Here is a 16935-nt window from a genome sequence, read left to right on the forward strand (position 1 = left end):
ATTAAGTTAGTTACAGTTAATATAATAACATTAGTTACTTATTTTTCAAACGTTAATTATGAATAATTCATGACATGTGTATGAAACATTAAAAACTAACGTTTATATAGTAACTTTTATTACCTGTAAAAACTTGAACATATCATACCACAGGTGATAATCATTTTCATTAAAAAAAATGTAAAAAAATTGTGAGTTAAATGTGAAACACGTTTATTCGAATATAGAATAAACGTGTTTCATACTAATTATAGAATCGAAATGTATGTGTCTCCTCATCAATTAAACTCGCTTCTTGAAACGCTTCTTCTAACGTTTTCCCATGGTTAATAACCCCATAAAATAAGCGTATAGTAAACATAAGTGCTGCATTTCCATCTACATAATCAATCGATCCAATATATGATTTTGCACCACTATGTAAAAAAGATTTTGCAAGTTTTTGCTCCCCTAATGTGCACCCGCTATTTACAATATGTGTATTATGCAATTTTGCATATTTATAAATTTCTGCTTTACCAAAATACCCTCTCGGTTCATCTTGTTCATATACTTCTTCGCCTAACTCTTCCATGACAAACTTCCCTTCTTCACCATGAAAGCAAAAAATAATATAATTAATATCGTTAAATAAGTTCTTTCCAGAAAGAACTTCCACAAAATCTTTCGGTCTACCAATCCAATATGTCACAACTCTTGCACCAAAATACTCAAGAGATGCTCGTATTGATTGCGCCTCTAAATCCGAATTAAAACCAACTACTAATGCAATATTCAACAAACAACCTCCATCCTATAATCAGCCCTTATCAATCAGACTTTTATGGGATAAATCCATTTCATATATACCTGTTTCTTTCAAAAAATCTGATCTAGTTAAAACGACTTTCTGTAAATATTGCCTATATGCTGTAATTGTTCCATCGTGAGATACAATGCAAATTCTTTCCGCACCCAGTTCATAACACCAAAGAAGAAATTCATCTGCTATTTGCTGAAAACTATTCTCTGAAATAGTGTTTATACCTTCCTTCCATAACTGATTATTTGAGCTTTTCTCTATCGAAAAATGCGGAAATAACTTTGTTATCATTCCCTGATCTACTATATAATCGCACGGTAATGTTTTCGCTCCTTCTCGATAAGGAAAAATACGCGGAGATACATATGGATGGACTATTTTTTGACAAGCTACTTTCGCACTCCATATTGTCGCCGTTTGTAAAGTTCTAAGTGTAGGACTAACAATTAATATATCCGCTTCTTGTAATGATACATCACGTTGAAGTAATTTAGCTTGAGCCTTTCCTACTCTCGTCAATGGTGGGTCAAACACTTGTAAACTTTCTGGTAAATCCGTTGTATGTTCACCTTCACCATGCCGAACAAAAACGATTTTCATATTCAGTCTCCTCTTACTATAAAATCCTCACACATATTTCTTCCCTATTGCATTCTTTATTCCTGCTGTATAAAAACCGATATGTAAAAAAGGTTTGACACGAAAGTTTGTAAAATATTACAATATTACATGTAAAATACTTTTTACACCGAAAGGAGAATTACATATATGAAATGGATAATTGTCTTTATTGGAATGATTGTATGGGGATATATAAACGGCTTCTTTAGTAGTGATAAAACTGCTAATCCTTGGATTACAGATGATGAACGTGAAACAAAAATTAAACAAAAAGCAATTACGGCAAGCTGGTCCGGTGTTTTTATGTTTTGTACCATTAGCCTCTTAAATAAATGGTTAGGTTTAAGCACAAATGATAACTCACCGTACTTACCAGACCCTATCGCAGCTATTTTAAAGGCAAATGTAGAGTTACAAGTTTTACTCATGCTATTTGTTATGTATGGAATATTTTACTTACATTATCGAAGAAAATTAAGTGCCTAACTTCTAACTCATGATTATCCTCCTAAATGGTTATAGTAATCATGACAAAATGAAAGGAGAGATATAAACATGAGTAACTCGAATGAATTTTTAGATACACTACATGAAAAACAAGCAAAAGATGAACGAAATAGAAAGCGCCAAGGGAACGGAAACCCAGCGAAAAAAAAGCCAAATAAAACACATAAATAACAGTAAAAAACTGCCTAAAACAATCTTTTAGGCAGTTTTTTATTCTTCTTTCACCGAGATAACATTTTCCCAATTCCATTTCTCATAATGCCACTCTGGTACATCTACATTTTCAATCCACTTCTTTTCATGTTTTCCATCACTATGAGCTATCCATATATCAGCTTTCTTACGATCTGAACGTATCCATATTAATTGATTGCTCTTCTTCATGAAAATTGGATGATAATCGCCTTGCTTATTAGATGACTTTGTAATTTGATATTGTTTATCGCTTGTGCTATTTATCTCATATAAAGATGGGAATGGCCTTTTTTCTGGCAGAGTTTCAAACCCTCCCTCTTTTGCTCGTGAAACGATAATTACATTATTGTTCTTCCATGTAAAATCCCAATCCACATATCCTTTCGGCGTAAATGTTTGCTGCTGGAGTACTGGCAGTTCTTTTATTTTTAAATGTTTATTCTCTAATGCAACTCTCCCGCTTCCTTCAATATAAGCCAATATGTTTTTTGATGGCGCCCATTTGAACCATTCTGTATTTAATAGCATTTGATCTACTATTTCAAACCGACTACCATCTGCTCGAACTAAGCAAAGCGTATTACTATCAGCTGACCATGAAGCTGTCGGTACCGCTAAAAATGAAATCCACTTTTGATCTGGTGACCACTTAAAGCCACTTGCTACTAGCGCTAGAAAATCATCATGTTCATTTGGCAATGCATACAAATGCTTCATTTTGTGAGGATTCATATGTGCATCTTTTTGCACTTCATATAGCTGAGCCCCTGTCCATCCTGTTGGAAGTAAGTGCGCTTCAGAGGATACAAGAAAGTTCTTTCCATCAGGATACCATGCATAATCACCCACACCAGCCGATACATTTTCAAAATCTGCATTCTTTTTTTCTACATCAAATGTATTCAATGTACCTGTAAATATAAATGCAATTATATTTTCTGTTGGTGACCATTGATAATTCGATGCTTCTGAGTGAAACGGCGTAACTTTCTTTCCATCTTTCAGCCGATATAACTCAAGAACATTTTGTTTCTCCCCTTTTACATATGCCAGCCATTCTCCATCATGTGACCACTTTGGCCCTGTTATGTTCTCTCCTTTTGTAAGTTGTTTTTCTTTCCCATCAACTTTAATCCAAAGGTTATGATGACGAATAAAAGCAACTTTCACACTATTATTTTCTGCGCTAGTAATAGCGATAGAACATAAAAACATAAACAACACTACACTACCACTTACTATTAGCCTTTTCATACCATCACTCCATTTCCCTCATAGCATTCCTCACTTTCTTCCTACAATATGTGAAAAATATCGATTCGACATAATCAGAAAAAATTCCCCAAGAAATTTTCAATTCATAGAGGATTGGTATGAATTATGTCGAAAGTATAGTTTAGCCAACATTTATATTTATAAGTTCTAACTAAAATGTAAGATTACATTTCTGAATATTGGCACTTTTTATTAGGGGGAGTATCAATGAAAAAAACTACATCTACACTATTAAGCATGGCGCTTGTCTTTTCTAGTTTTGGAGCTTTAAGCGCTCATGCTGAATCACTACAAAAGGAGAAGCAATTTAGTCCACAATTAAAAACAACGATTGAACAGTGGGGAGAACATAAAATTGCTCAAAATGTTGAAACGAAAACAACAAAAGAAATATCAGTAATTGTAGAATTGCAACATGCACCTCTCGCTGCTCAAAGTAATATTCAGCATGCTCCAGATTTACAAAATAGTAATGCGCAGTCTTATCATGCTGAGCTAAAAAAAGCACAAGAAGATACGACTAAGAAAATAAAAGAAAAAGCACCTGGTGCAAAAATTAAAGAAGTGTATAATACGTTATTTTCCGGATTCTCTATTTCAGTTCCTGGAGATCAAATTACCTCTCTTGCCTCTTTACCTGAAGTAAAAGCAGTCTATCCGAACTTAACATATAAATTGCATGAAACATCAAAAAGTACTACTAACGAAGAAGCACCAAATATCGGTGGACCGACAATTGGTGCACCTGAAGCGTGGAATTTAAAAGATCCATCTGGCAAACCGCTTGATGGAAAAGGCATGAAAGTAGCCATTATCGACTCTGGCGTAGACTATACACACCCTGACTTAAAGGCAAATTATATCGGTGGATATGACACGGTTGATGAAGATAGCGATCCAATGGATGGTAACGTACATGGTACTCATGTAGCTGGAATTATTGCGGGTAATGGAAAAATTAAAGGCGTTGCTCCAAACGCTTCTATTCTAGCCTATCGTGTAATGAATGACGGTGGAACTGGTACAACAGATGATATTATCCAAGGGATTGAGCGAGCGATTCAAGATGGTGCGGATGTGTTAAACCTCTCCCTTGGGCAGGATTTAAATGTACCTGATCAGCCTGTAACATTAACGTTAGAACGAGCAGCGAAACTTGGTGTTACTACTGTCGTTTCAAATGGAAATGACGGACCAAAGCCTTGGTCTGTTGATGCTCCCGGTAACGCAAGTAGTGTCATTTCTGTTGGAGCATCTACGGTTTCTATCCCGTTTCCAACATTCCAAGTAGCTGGTTCCAGCAAAACATATCAAGGGTTACCGTTATCAAAATCCGATTTTCCAATAGGAAATGATTCCCCTCTTGTATACGTTGGTTATGGCAATCCAAGTGATTATGCAAAACAAGATGTGAAAGGGAAATTCGCACTTATTTTACAAGGTACTTCTAGTACATTAGTAAAATCAGAACAAGCGAAGCAAGCTGAGGCACTTGGTGTGTTATTAATCTCTAGCGAAAAAGAAATTAATATGATGCCGGAATATTTTTCACGTGAACATCTAGCTGTCCCAGTAATGCAATTATCAAATACAAATGGGGAAGAATTAAAAACTTTAATTACAAAACGAAAGAAAAATATAAAAATTGGACAACCAAAGCAAACAGAACTTATCGGTAACTTTAGTTCAAGAGGACCATCACAAGGAAGTTGGCTAATAAAGCCTGATGTTGTTGCACCTGGAGTACAAATTACTAGTACAGTACCGCGAGGCGGCTATGAATCGCATAACGGAACAAGTATGGCTGCTCCGCAAGTAGCTGGAGCGGTTGCCCTCTTGCGTCAAATGCATCCTGATTGGACGACAGAACAATTGAAAGCGGCTCTTGCTAACAATGCAAAAACATTACATGATGTCAATGAAAATACATACCCTGTTATGGCACAAGGATCAGGTTTAATTAACATTCCGAAAGCAGCTCAAACAAATGTATTAGTAAAACCTAACAATGTCAGCTTTGGTCTTATTAAGCCAAATAGCGGAAAAGTAAAACTGACGCAAAATGTTACATTACAAAACCTTTCTAGTAAAAAGAAAAGTTTTGTAACTCGTGTGGAGTTACTAGATGCAAACACAAACACAAAATTAAAAGCTTCTGTCCCTTCATCGATTAGCATTCAACCGAATAGTAGTACCGAAAAACCATTTACTATCACTGTAGATAGCTCACTACCACAAGGTGTGTATACTGGAAATGTATATGTAAAAGAACAAGGGGCAAAAGAAGAAATTCGAATTCCATTCACATTTAGTATCGATCCTAAAGATTATAAACGTATCGATGGACTTGAAATTATTAATTCTACTTTTAGCCCAAATGGCGACCACGTACTAGATGATAATCTCATCAACTACTATTTAGTTGCGCCTGTGGATGATGTAACATTGCATGCAAATTTAGTTACGAAAGAACGTGTAACGTATCAAGGGATTATCCATCAAGCTAAAAATGCAACTCCTGGATACAAACCTTTCAAATGGAATGGTACAAAAACCGATGGAACTCCTTTAGCTGACGGGCTATATCAAATCGAAGCAGTTGCTTCTAATTCTGGCGGAGAAACAAAACAAACAGCTGCTGTATTTCTTGATCAAACTGCACCTAAGTTAACATACAAAGTTGACCAAGAAAATCTCGTAATTAGAGGAAAAGTTGATGATATTCTACTAGATTGGATGTCAGAATCTGGTTGGATAGCACCTGGTATTCCAGTGAGAATGCAATATGAAATTAACGGAAATGGTGTATGGGACCAGGCATTCCTGAACCCTTGGGAGAAAAGCTATGACATTTATTTCGATCGTACTCAATTACAAGAAGGAAAAAATACTATTCACATTGTAGCAACTGATGCAGCTGGCAATACCTCTAATTTAACTGTTAATTTAGAAGTGAAATAAAGTGAAACTTTAATCAGTAGAGATTTCGTTCATCCCCACTGATTATTACCCTTCACCAATCGGGAGTTACGGGCAGTTAATCTCCCATCTCACTTCTTTGCTCCAACCGAATTTTGAGGTAGGAATTTTACTGCTCATTAACACGGGATAAAAAATTTTTGTTGACAATTTTTTTAATATAGTTTTATAATACAAAACATAGTTTAGTTGAACGAATTATATATCGGCTTTGAAGGAATACTAGTAGCGACTTATATCACTGTCTCAGAGAACTGATGGTTGGTGCGAATCAGTACATATACAAGCGTGAATTACAATTCTGGAGCTTCTTTCCCGTAATGCTTTTTATGCATGAAGAGAAAGACGGATCTTTCCGTTATCGTAAAGTGAGTGGTAAACAATTAGTTGTTTACAAATAGGGTGGTACCGCGATTTTTATCGTCCCTATCGGATTTTCCGATAGGGACTTTTTTGCGTCCATCCTCTTACACAATTTCATATATACGCGTTGAAAGAATCGCAGTAGTATCTTATATCCCTGTTACAGAGAGCTAATGGTCGGTGGAAATTAGCACATATATAAGTATGAATTACAATTCTGGAGCTTCTTTTTCGTAGTGCTTTTATGCATGAAGGAAAAGACGGAATTTTTCCGTTATCATTAATTGAGATGTAAGTATATTTTCACTTACAAATAGGGTGGTACCGCGATTCTTTCGCCCCTATCGGATTTTCCGATAGGGGCTTTTTCTATTTCTCACTGAAACAGATGTTAAATAATTCCGAATCTTATGATAAAATTTTATAAGCGCTTACAAATAATGAAGGGAGGTGATACAAGCTATACGAAATCGATATTCAATTTTATAGAAAAAAAGGAGGATGTCTAAATGACAAAGAAAACAGAAATTCCATCGCATTTAAAACCATTCGTATCCACACAACATTATGATCAATACACACCGGTGAATCACGCTGTGTGGCGTTACATTATGAGACAAAATCATAGCTTCTTAAAAGACGTTGCTCATCCAGCCTATGTGAACGGACTACAATCATCTGGTATTAATATAGATGCAATTCCAAAAGTAGAAGAAATGAATGAGTGTTTGGCACCAAGTGGCTGGGGCGCTGTAACGATTGACGGACTTATTCCCGGCGTAGCATTCTTCGATTTTCAAGGACACGGATTACTACCGATCGCAACAGATATTCGGAAAGTAGAAAATATCGAGTACACACCAGCTCCAGATATCGTACACGAAGCCGCAGGACACGCACCGATTTTACTTGATCCTACATATGCAAAATATGTGAAACGTTTTGGGCAAATTGGTGCAAAAGCTTTCTCTACAAAAGAAGAACATGATGCATTTGAAGCTGTTCGTACATTAACGATAGTGAAAGAAAGCCCTACTTCTACTCCTGATGAAGTTAAGGCTGCTGAAAATGCTGTAATTGAAAAACAAAACTTAGTTTCTGGTTTATCAGAAGCTGAACAAATTTCACGTCTTTTCTGGTGGACAGTAGAATATGGATTGATCGGAAATATAGATGATCCAAAGATATATGGTGCTGGTCTCCTTTCTTCTGTTGGCGAAAGCAAACATTGCTTAACAGACGCTGTAGAAAAGGTTCCATTTTCTATCGAAGCATGTATAGGGACAACTTATGACGTAACAAAAATGCAACCACAACTATTTGTTTGTGAATCCTTTGAAGAATTAACAGATGCGCTTGAAACATTTTCTAAAACAATGGCCTTTAAAACAGGTGGAAAAGAAGGTTTAGAAAAAGCAATTCGCTCTGAGAACTATGCAACAGCTGAGCTAAATAGTGGATTACAAATTACAGGTACATTTAGCGAGACAATTGAAAACGATGCAGGTGAATTAATTTACATGCGAACAAATTCGCCAACGGCATTAGCGCTTCATAATAAACAGTTAGCAAATCATTCTACTTCTGTACACAGTGACGGATTTGGAACACCGATTGGATTACTCACTGAAAATATTGCATTAGAAAATTGTACAGACGAACAACTACAATCATTAGGAATTACAATTGGAACTATCGCTGAGTTTACTTTTGCAAGTGGTATTCATGTAAAAGGAACAGTAACAGATATTGTAAAAAACGATAAGAAAATTGCTCTTATTTCCTTTATCGATTGCACAGTTACTTATAACGCCCGCGTTTTATTTGATGCTTCATGGGGCGCATTTGATATGGCTGTTGGCTCACAAATCACTTCAGTATTCCCAGGTGCCGCAGATGCCGCAGCATTTTTCCCAATGGATGAAGAAGTTCACGAAATTCCTGCTCCACTTGTACTGAATGAACTTGAACGTATGTATCAAACAGTTCGAGATATTCGAAGTGAGGGGATTTTACACGACGCGCATATCGATCAATTAGTAGCAATTCAAGAAGTATTAAATAAATTTTATGCGAAAGAATGGTTGCTGCGCCTTGAAGTATTAGAGTTACTTTTAGAGCATAACAAAGGGCATGAAACATCGGCAGCATTACTACATCAACTTTCTACTTTCACAACTGACGAAGCTGTAACACGCCTTATTAACAATGGTCTTGCGTTACTTCCAGTAAAGGATGTGAAAAATGATGCTAAGATTAACTGAAGAACAAGTTCACGAAGAATTATTGAAGGTAGATAAATGGATGGTAAAAGATGAGAAATGGATTGAACGAAAATATATGTTTTCCGACTACTTAAAAGGAGTCGAATTTGTCTCTGAAGCCGCCAAACTATCAGAAGAACATAATCACCATCCATTTATCCTTATCCAGTATAAAGCAGTTATTATTACTTTGTCATCTTGGAATGCAAAAGGTTTAACGAAACTAGATTTTGAGCTTGCAAAACAATTTGATGAACTATTTTTACAAAACGAAAAAGCAATTATAAGAAAATAAAAGGAGAAGCCTTTTTAGGCTTCTCCTTTTATTTTGAAATGGATACAATGTCCAAATGGATCCTCGACTTGTAATATTCCATCTTTGTACGTAGCAATCTTGCCAATATTTTTTAAGCTTTCACATACTTGCTCTTTTTGTTTTTCATTCGCTAGTACAACTGTGAAATATTTCAAACCAACAGAACCTGGCATTTGCGGTGGTACCCCTTCACCTTGCCATGTATTTAAACCGATATGATGATGATAACCACCTGCAGATACGAACAATGCTCCATTACGAGCTGGAATCGTTACTTCAAAACCAAGACCATCAACATAGAAACGTTTCGCTTCCTCTAAATCAGCTACATGAAAATGAATATGCCCCATCACAGTACCAGCTGGAAAGCCATTCCATGTACTTCCTTGCTGTAATAATTCTTCACCAGCTAACGGGTTACTAACAAATGGGAGTTCTCCATTCTCATCACGCCAAACTTCTTTTTGTCGATCATGATAAATTTCAATCCCGTTTCCATCTGGATCAGCTAAATAAAGAGCTTCACTAAAGTAATGATCGGCTCCGCCATGTAGTGGATATACCATCTCTACAAGATGACGAAGAACATTCGCTAAATCCTGTCTACTTGGTAATAAAATTGCATAATGATATAACCCTGTTCTTCCTCTTTGCTTCGGAAAAGCTTCTTTCTTTTCTTCAATGATAAGAAGTGGTTCATCATTTTCATTCCCAAATGTAACGACTGCTTCTTCTTCTCTTAGCACCTTCATACTTAGTACTTCCGTATAAAACTCTAGTGATTTCTTTACATTAGATACGTATAAATGAACAACATCAAGTGTTGTATCGGGATGAAGTTGAAAACTCATCTTGTTAGCCCCCCCATTTAAATTAGTTCTTTTTTGACATTTTTTCTTTTAAGAAATTATCTACAAAACCATCAGCTTTTGCAACAAATAAGTATGCACCCATTGCTAATAATGCAAGTTCTAATTCGAAACCAGGATTTTTTCCATCTCCCAATAAACCAGCTGACCATTTCACTTTTACGATTGCTCCAACCATAACAAGTGCAAATAATAATCCAATATATCTTACACCTAAACCTAGAATTAATAATAGACCTCCAACTAATTCAAACGTTGCTACACCGTATGCAAGTCCTCCTGGTAAACCAATACTTGTAAACCATCCTGCAATATTGTCAATTCCTGATTGGAATTTTGTTAAACCGTGCATGAAGAATGTTACCCCTAACACGATACGAATAATTAAGTTACCAATATGTTGATTCATTTCATTCTCTCCTTTATAGTTCCCTTATACAAAACTTTTATTTACATTACAAAACATACACTAATTTTTTTTATTCGTCAATTCATTTTCACTGGGAAAAAATATATTTTTTTTGCTATGATACAAATAGTTGTTTACAAAAAGGAGCTTGATTTTATGAATATTGGTTCTGCAATACGTGAAATTCGTCAACGTAGAGGCATAACAATTGCACAAATTTGCGAGGGAACAGGTCTTTCTAAAGGATTTATGAGTCAGGTTGAAAATAATAAAACATCACCATCTATCTCAACTTTAGAAACGATCTCCAATTTTTTAAACGTTCCCCTTCCCTATTTATTGTTAGAGCAAAAAGATCGATTAAAAATTGTCAAAAAAGAAGAACGGAAATACAGTGTATACGGCAAAGATGAGCAAAGAATTGAACATGTTGCGGAGCAAGGGGGCCTTCGCCTATCTTTAGTAGAAATCCCTACTGGATTCCCGAAAGAAAACTCACCAAATGCCCATGAAGGGGAAGAATGTCACCTTGTATTACGCGGAAAACTAGAAGTTCAGCACGGTGAAGATATTGCAATTGTAGAAGAAGGTGATTCTTTCTCATGGAATGCATGCGTTCCTCATATTGTTCGTAATATAGGAGAAGAAACTGCATTATTACTCATCTCTAGTTATGCGGAAAATCGAAAACGTGTTTATTAAATAATAAAAAAAAGAAGCCTGTTAAACAGGCTTCTTTTTTATCCCCTTATAATTCCATAACTTGTCCCAACTAGTACAGTCTTTTCATGCTGATTGCGATAAACTGACTCGATTGAAACTTTTTTATAGCCTTCCATTTGCTCAACATTTGTTAAAGTTAGTTCACAAGTGATCGTATCTCCTGTGAAAACTGGTCTAATAAACTCACTTACTAATTCTCTTGCTATGTAATGTAACTCTTCTCCCACTTTCGTCCCAATGCTAGCAGTCAATAAACCATGAACCATTAATCTTCCATTTTCATCGTATTCCACATGGTGTCTACCTTTATCACCGGTAATATTTGAAAATTCAAAAACTTCTTCCTCAGTAAATCTTCTTTCATATTTAAATACATCCCCAGCTTTTACACTCATTTTTATCCCCCTAATAATAAACAGAATTTTCTTTTATTTTATCATAAAACGAGCCTCAATCCATTCTCTATTATCAAAAGTCTCAAAATTACCTCGCTATACTTTTTTACTTTCCATTCATTTATCGGTGACCATCTCTTTTCGCGACTTGGTATCCATAATACGCACATGTTCCATTTCTCGATAGCTCTCTAACTTCAAATCCACAACTTCTATAAAAATCAAAATTGTTCGCTGATGTATGCGCAAACCAATCACCGTGGGGAAGTTTTTGCAGGCAAAGAGCTACAAGCTTCTTACCTAATCCCTTCCCTCTATATTCACACTTCACAACTAAATTTACTATGTTCGCAATCATAATTCCATCAGAAATGACTCTAACCATCGCAACCATCTCTTCCTCATCCCAAATTGTGAAAGCCCATGTTGAATTTTCGAATGCTATCGTAAATTTTTCAATTTGCCAAGAAGGGATATTATCATTACTCCAACCAGCATCTTCAAACAAAGCTTTAATTGCATATGCTGGTACGCTACTCGTTCCCTCACGAATAATAAGTCCATTATGATAAATGTACATGTAACCCCTCCCTTTATTTTCATATACCATTCTTCAAAAAATGCAATTTACCTTTAAAAAAGTAATTTTTTCATCCAACACGCTTAATAGAATAAACTAGAACATCGATTCCATGAAATGACGTTGTTTTCTCATAGCTGAGCCCGGTTTTTCTAGCAACAAATATTGAGGCGGGATGATTCGGATTAATAAGAGAAATTAATTTATTCATTCGTAATGCTTGGAAACCATAGTCACGAAATGCTGCCGCCGCTTCTTTTGCATACCCTTTTCCCCAATACTGAGGAAGTAACCAATAACCAATTTCAATTTCCTCTTTTCCATCTATCTTCTGCTTTACCAGCCCTGCATGACCAATTCTTGTTCCCGTTTCCTTTTCAATCAATACAAATAAACCGAGACCGTTTTTATAGCTAGGAATCACCCATTCCTCCAGACTTTTTTTACACTGCATATATGTTTTTAACGTCCCATTTCCAATATAACGCATTACCTTCTCGTTCCCCCACAGTGAAGCGTAGAACTGTAAATCATCCATTGTATATTTGCGAATTTGTAAACGTTCTGTATGAAACATGCTGGCACTCCTTTCCACTAATTTTTTCTTCATTTCACGATCACGTTTTGTGTGTATACGAAATGTTACTATTTATTATAAAGTGAAACTTTAATCAGTGGGAAATTTTGTTCATCCCCACTGATTATTAGCCTTCACCAACCAGGCGTTTACGGGCAGTGTATCTCCCGTCTAACTTCTTTGCTTTAGCCGAATTTTTAGGCGGGAGTCTTACTGCCTGGAAAATAGCGGGATAAATGAACCAACAATAAAATACAGAATATTCATTCTTAATAACTAAAAAAAGCAGTAGACAAATATTGTCCACTGCATCCATATCATAACTAGCATAAAGAAAACTACAATTGAGGGGGGTGTAGGATTTTCAAATATACTAGATACTTATCCCGTTCTAACGGGCGGTAAACTTTCCAATTGTTTCAAGTGAAAAGTTTACCGCACATAAGAACTTCCTTCGTTCATTAAGATAGTATTGCTAAATAATCATATACACGCTTAGATTTCTCTCCACCCATTCGTGCATGTTGAAGAAGAGAAATACCATGAGGGCCAGATGCACGCAATGCTTCTGGTTGAGCTACTAAAATAGCTTGTACAACTTCTAATTCACCAAGCATAGCTGCTGCAAAAATATCCATCCGAGCACCCTTTTCTAGTAAATAAAGAGCAATATCTTTACGACCTACATGTGCCGATGCACCTAACGCACTTTCCCAATCTGATCCACCCCAATTATAAGAGGCGTGAAGTAAGCTTGGCGATTCAGCTAATAGCTCTTGTACTTTCTCTAAATTCCCGTGAGCTGCCATAACAAATTCTCTTACTAATTCAGTGGTAATACGCTCTTCTGTTTGCATCGCTCTTCTCCCCTTCTAGAAATTCGTTTCGGTGTAAAAAACGGTTTGTCATTTCCTTGAAAAATATCTACATCTATGCCAAATACATGTTGAAACATTTCATGGCATAGTACTTCTTCTGGTATACCATCATACTGAATCTTTCCTCGCTTTAATACGAGTAAACGATCGCTATATTGAGCAGCTTGGTTAATGTCATGTAAAACCATTATAATTGTCATTCCAAACTCCTCATTTAATCGTTTCACAAGTTCCATTACTTCCAACTGGTGAACGATATCTAAAAAGGTTGTTGGTTCATCCAATAATAAGACATTTGTACGTTGCGCTAGCGTCATCGCAATCCAAGCACGTTGCCGTTCCCCTCCTGATAAAGAATGTAAAAGACGATATTCATACCCTTCAAGATTTGTAACAGACAATGCCCAATCAACAATTTCTTCATCTTCTTTATTTAAGCGGCTACTCCATGATTTATGTGGACCTCTTCCGAACTCAATTAGTTCTTTCACTGTCAAATCTAATTGATGATCATGCATTTGTGGTAACATCGCTAATTGCTTCGCTACATCAGCACTCTTCATCATATGAATATTTTTCCCATCTAAAATGATGTCCCCTTCGCTTTGTTTCAGTAGCCTTGCTATTAAACGAAGCAAAGTAGATTTTCCCGATCCATTCGGACCAATTAAACTAACGATTTCTCCAGCCTTAATATGTACATTCATATTTTGCATTTGAAATCTTTCAGAGTGTGCATAAAACACTTTGTTAACGGAAATCACGTTGTTTTCCTCCTCTATGAATTAAATATAAGAAGAAAGGACCACCTAAGAAGGACAGTAAAATACCAACAGGCAATTCGATTGGGTCAAACCAACTTCGAGCTATTGCATCTGCAAAAACAAGTAATACCCCGCCGCCAAGGCATGATAAAGGTAGCAAATATCTATAATCATTTCCAACTAATAAACGTAGCATATGTGGTACGACAAGACCGACAAATCCAATAAGACCAGACACACTTACCGCAATTCCAGCTAATAATGTACTTACTACGATTAAATAAAACCGACTTTTTTCCACATTATGTCCTAATAGTTTTGCCATTTCATCTCCAAGCATTAACACTCGAATATGCTTAATACCAAAGAAAGCTAATATAATGGCGAATATTGCATAATAAATAATCATGTTTAAATGTGCCCAACTTACACCACCAATGCCGCCCGCTAGCCACGGTAACACGGATTGTACTTTGTCACTATGTAATAACATTAAAGCTGACGTTGCTGCACCAATTAATGCATTGATTGACACTCCTACTAAGACGATTCTTGAAGGTGGTGCCCCTTTTTGCCATGATAAAGCATAAATAACCATCGCTGTTATGAAAGCTCCTAAAAACGCCCCTAGTGGTAAAAAAGCTAGATGCTGTGGGAATAAAATCATGATGACAATTGCTACAAGGCCTGCTCCAGATGAAACCCCGATAATACCAGGATCTGCAAGAGGGTTTCTCATAACCCCTTGCAGCAGTGTACCAGATGCAGCTAAACATGTTCCTACTATAAACCCAACGAGAACTCTCGGTATGCGAAGATCCCATACAATTCGATGAACTGTCGAACCTTCATCTTGTATACCTGTTAGAATGTCTCGTACAGAAAAAGATAAACTTCCTGCGAAAAGTCCGTAAAAGAGGCCTAGAATTGTTAATACAACTAAAGTAACTGCTATTATCCATCTTTTTTTCGCAAAAGGATGTTCCTTTTCTCTTACTACTTCACTACTTTCCATACGTATCATTTCCTTACATCTTGTATACTTTTATACATAAAGTCCATTGCTTCTGTAACTTTTGTCCCAGGATTAGATCCAAATAAATCAGGTGGCAAAATAACTACGCGGTTTTGTTTTACTGCATCTAAATTTTTCCACGCTTCATTTTTCATCATTTCGCCTTCGAATGCTTTTTTCACACTTTTGGGATCTCCGTGTGTAATTAAATAAATGACATCTGGATTCGCCTCAATAATACGTTCTACACTTAGCTGTGCATATTGCGGATATTCTTTCGTTTCTGGAAAATCAGAAGCAATATTTTTCCCGCCTGTTTTTTCTAAAACATCACCTGATAAAGATGTTGGTAATGCCGCTAAATAAGTACCTGGTGCGCCATACACTAGCAATGCTTTCACATCGCTCTTTTTCTCATATTTCTTCATTTGATCATTGATTTTTTGATTAAGTTCTTTTGCTTTATCTTCTTTCTTCATTACCGTTCCATATAATTCAATATTCTTTTGAATATCTTGTACAGAATTCGCAGAAGAAATGATTACTTTCGTTCCCTGTCCTTCAACCGTTGGCACATTCTTTTGGAATCCATTGTTAGCAACAAGTACATCGGGCTTTAAACTAGCAATTTGCTCAAAGTTCGGTTGATGTGCATTCCCGATTACTTTTGCTTTCTTTAACTCCTCTGGAAGAGTTAATTTCGTATCCGGACGACCTACTACTTTTCCACCTAAAGCATGAATAATATCCATGTCTCCCATACTTAATGTTGCAAAACTTTCTGGTACTTTATCGAATGTTACCTTTCTCCCTGACAGGTCGGTAATTTCGATTTTTTCTTTTCCTTTTTCTGTTTTGGTTGCAGACGCTTTCTCGTCCCCTTTGGCACTGCAACCTATTAACAAGAAAAAAATAGATAAAATCGCTGTAAATAGCGTAATAGATTTTTTCATTCCTTCACCTCTAATTGATAATGATAATCATTAACTACTATTATACTTTAATTGATAAGGATTATCATTGTCAACATGAAACGCATACATTTTTCTACAAAAAACAAAAAGCGCGACAAAAAGATTCTTTCTTTTCGCCGCGCTCTAGTTAACAATATTATTCACATTCGTTTTCCTCTAACTGGTCACGCATCACTTTCACACGCTGAAAGAAAAAGAACGATAAACTTAAAAATATAACGATGCTCCCCATCATAACAAAAAATTGGATTGTCTCTTTTGCTCCATCCGGAATCAACAAGCCAACCATTAACAATGTACTTACAGCGAGAAGAATTTGTCCGAACCTAGTATAATCTTCTATTTTTCCTTGTAATTCTTTCATTATATTCTCACTCCTCCATTTCACTTTATCATATTCTATGAAACTGAAAGACCAGTAAATACAGC

General features: G+C 36.0%; 19 protein-coding genes and 2 other annotated features. Of the genes, 6 read left to right on the top strand and 13 right to left on the bottom strand.

Annotated features, from left to right (window positions below; genetic code table 11):
- Positions 1–244: 244 nt before the first annotated feature.
- Together N2V79_RS21350 and N2V79_RS21355 are read right to left on the bottom strand one after the other, a co-directional pair.
- The gene (locus N2V79_RS21350) at positions 245–781 is read right to left on the bottom strand and encodes a hypothetical protein (RefSeq protein WP_025118463.1); all 537 of its coding nucleotides are present in this window, start codon (positions 779–781) and stop codon (positions 245–247) included.
- Between the two features lie 18 nt (positions 782–799).
- Complete coding sequence (locus N2V79_RS21355) at positions 800–1402, bottom strand: histidine phosphatase family protein (protein ID WP_340720201.1); 603 nt, start codon at positions 1400–1402, stop codon at positions 800–802.
- Between the two features lie 168 nt (positions 1403–1570).
- Here N2V79_RS21355 and N2V79_RS21360 point away from each other — a divergent pair, with 168 nt between their 5' ends.
- A complete protein-coding gene (locus tag N2V79_RS21360) occupies positions 1571–1909 on the top strand; it encodes a hypothetical protein (protein WP_000871151.1) in 339 nt (112 codons plus the stop codon).
- A 69-nt stretch (positions 1910–1978) separates the two neighbouring features.
- Positions 1979–2101 carry a DUF4023 domain-containing protein gene (locus N2V79_RS21365; protein WP_016512308.1) on the top strand — a complete coding sequence of 41 codons (123 nt, stop codon included), beginning with the start codon at positions 1979–1981 and terminating at the stop codon, positions 2099–2101.
- Positions 2102–2140: 39 nt separating this feature from the next.
- Here N2V79_RS21365 and N2V79_RS21370 read toward each other — a convergent pair whose 3' ends face one another.
- Positions 2141–3379 carry a TolB family protein gene (locus tag N2V79_RS21370; protein ID WP_340720202.1) on the bottom strand — a complete coding sequence of 413 codons (1239 nt, stop codon included), beginning with the start codon at positions 3377–3379 and terminating at the stop codon, positions 2141–2143.
- Between the two features lie 228 nt (positions 3380–3607).
- Here N2V79_RS21370 and N2V79_RS21375 point away from each other — a divergent pair, with 228 nt between their 5' ends.
- The 3 genes from N2V79_RS21375 to N2V79_RS21385 all read left to right on the top strand — a co-directional run bounded on the left by N2V79_RS21375 (position 3608) and on the right by N2V79_RS21385 (position 9301).
- Positions 3608–6361 carry a S8 family serine peptidase gene (locus tag N2V79_RS21375; protein ID WP_340720203.1) on the top strand — a complete coding sequence of 918 codons (2754 nt, stop codon included), beginning with the start codon at positions 3608–3610 and terminating at the stop codon, positions 6359–6361.
- A 220-nt stretch (positions 6362–6581) separates the two neighbouring features.
- Positions 6582–6810 (top strand) — a binding site (T-box leader).
- 50 nt (positions 6811–6860) lie between these two features.
- Positions 6861–7088: a binding site (T-box leader), on the top strand.
- 163 nt (positions 7089–7251) lie between these two features.
- A complete protein-coding gene (locus N2V79_RS21380) occupies positions 7252–9006 on the top strand; it encodes an aromatic amino acid hydroxylase (protein WP_000163188.1) in 1755 nt (584 codons plus the stop codon).
- The gene (locus tag N2V79_RS21385; protein ID WP_000979553.1) at positions 8987–9301 is read left to right on the top strand and encodes a 4a-hydroxytetrahydrobiopterin dehydratase; all 315 of its coding nucleotides are present in this window, start codon (positions 8987–8989) and stop codon (positions 9299–9301) included. Before N2V79_RS21380 ends, N2V79_RS21385 begins: the two co-directional genes overlap by 20 nt.
- Positions 9302–9315: 14 nt before the next feature.
- Here the strand turns inward: N2V79_RS21385 and N2V79_RS21390 are convergent, their stop codons facing one another.
- Both N2V79_RS21390 and N2V79_RS21395 read right to left on the bottom strand, forming a co-directional pair.
- The gene (locus tag N2V79_RS21390) at positions 9316–10173 is read right to left on the bottom strand and encodes a VOC family protein (RefSeq protein WP_000009848.1); all 858 of its coding nucleotides are present in this window, start codon (positions 10171–10173) and stop codon (positions 9316–9318) included.
- 22 nt (positions 10174–10195) lie between these two features.
- The gene (locus tag N2V79_RS21395) at positions 10196–10600 is read right to left on the bottom strand and encodes a DoxX family protein (protein ID WP_001071553.1); all 405 of its coding nucleotides are present in this window, start codon (positions 10598–10600) and stop codon (positions 10196–10198) included.
- Positions 10601–10756: 156 nt separating this feature from the next.
- Here N2V79_RS21395 and N2V79_RS21400 point away from each other — a divergent pair, with 156 nt between their 5' ends.
- Positions 10757–11302 carry a helix-turn-helix domain-containing protein gene (locus N2V79_RS21400; protein ID WP_001020693.1) on the top strand — a complete coding sequence of 182 codons (546 nt, stop codon included), beginning with the start codon at positions 10757–10759 and terminating at the stop codon, positions 11300–11302.
- A gap of 38 nt (positions 11303–11340) precedes the next feature.
- On the opposite strand, the gene N2V79_RS21405 is transcribed toward N2V79_RS21400, so the two are convergent.
- From N2V79_RS21405 to N2V79_RS21440, 8 genes are all read right to left on the bottom strand, one after another.
- Positions 11341–11718, bottom strand: coding sequence for an enoyl-CoA hydratase (locus tag N2V79_RS21405; RefSeq protein ID WP_340720204.1), 378 nt, complete (start codon positions 11716–11718; stop codon positions 11341–11343).
- Positions 11719–11839: 121 nt separating this feature from the next.
- Positions 11840–12298, bottom strand: a complete 459-nt coding sequence (locus N2V79_RS21410; protein ID WP_000276127.1) for a GNAT family N-acetyltransferase — start codon at positions 12296–12298, stop codon at positions 11840–11842.
- A 70-nt stretch (positions 12299–12368) separates the two neighbouring features.
- Positions 12369–12908, bottom strand: coding sequence for a GNAT family N-acetyltransferase (locus N2V79_RS21415; protein ID WP_002024815.1), 540 nt, complete (start codon positions 12906–12908; stop codon positions 12369–12371).
- 428 nt (positions 12909–13336) lie between these two features.
- Complete coding sequence (locus N2V79_RS21420; protein ID WP_053565472.1) at positions 13337–13732, bottom strand: ankyrin repeat domain-containing protein; 396 nt, start codon at positions 13730–13732, stop codon at positions 13337–13339.
- Complete coding sequence (locus tag N2V79_RS21425; RefSeq protein ID WP_000626528.1) at positions 13699–14517, bottom strand: ABC transporter ATP-binding protein; 819 nt, start codon at positions 14515–14517, stop codon at positions 13699–13701. Before N2V79_RS21425 ends, N2V79_RS21420 begins: the two co-directional genes overlap by 34 nt.
- Entirely contained in the window at positions 14504–15532 is a 1029-nt protein-coding gene (locus tag N2V79_RS21430; RefSeq protein WP_002082127.1) for a FecCD family ABC transporter permease, read from the bottom strand. Before N2V79_RS21430 ends, N2V79_RS21425 begins: the two co-directional genes overlap by 14 nt.
- A 5-nt stretch (positions 15533–15537) precedes the next feature.
- A complete protein-coding gene (locus N2V79_RS21435) occupies positions 15538–16485 on the bottom strand; it encodes an ABC transporter substrate-binding protein (protein ID WP_016080223.1) in 948 nt (315 codons plus the stop codon).
- A gap of 157 nt (positions 16486–16642) precedes the next feature.
- Complete coding sequence (locus tag N2V79_RS21440) at positions 16643–16870, bottom strand: YrhC family protein (RefSeq protein ID WP_000661454.1); 228 nt, start codon at positions 16868–16870, stop codon at positions 16643–16645.
- Between the last annotated feature and the right edge of the window lie 65 nt (positions 16871–16935).

It is taken from the genome of Bacillus sp. CH_70 (assembly GCF_038007045.1).
Lineage (GTDB): Bacteria > Bacillota > Bacilli > Bacillales > Bacillaceae_G > Bacillus_A > Bacillus_A cereus.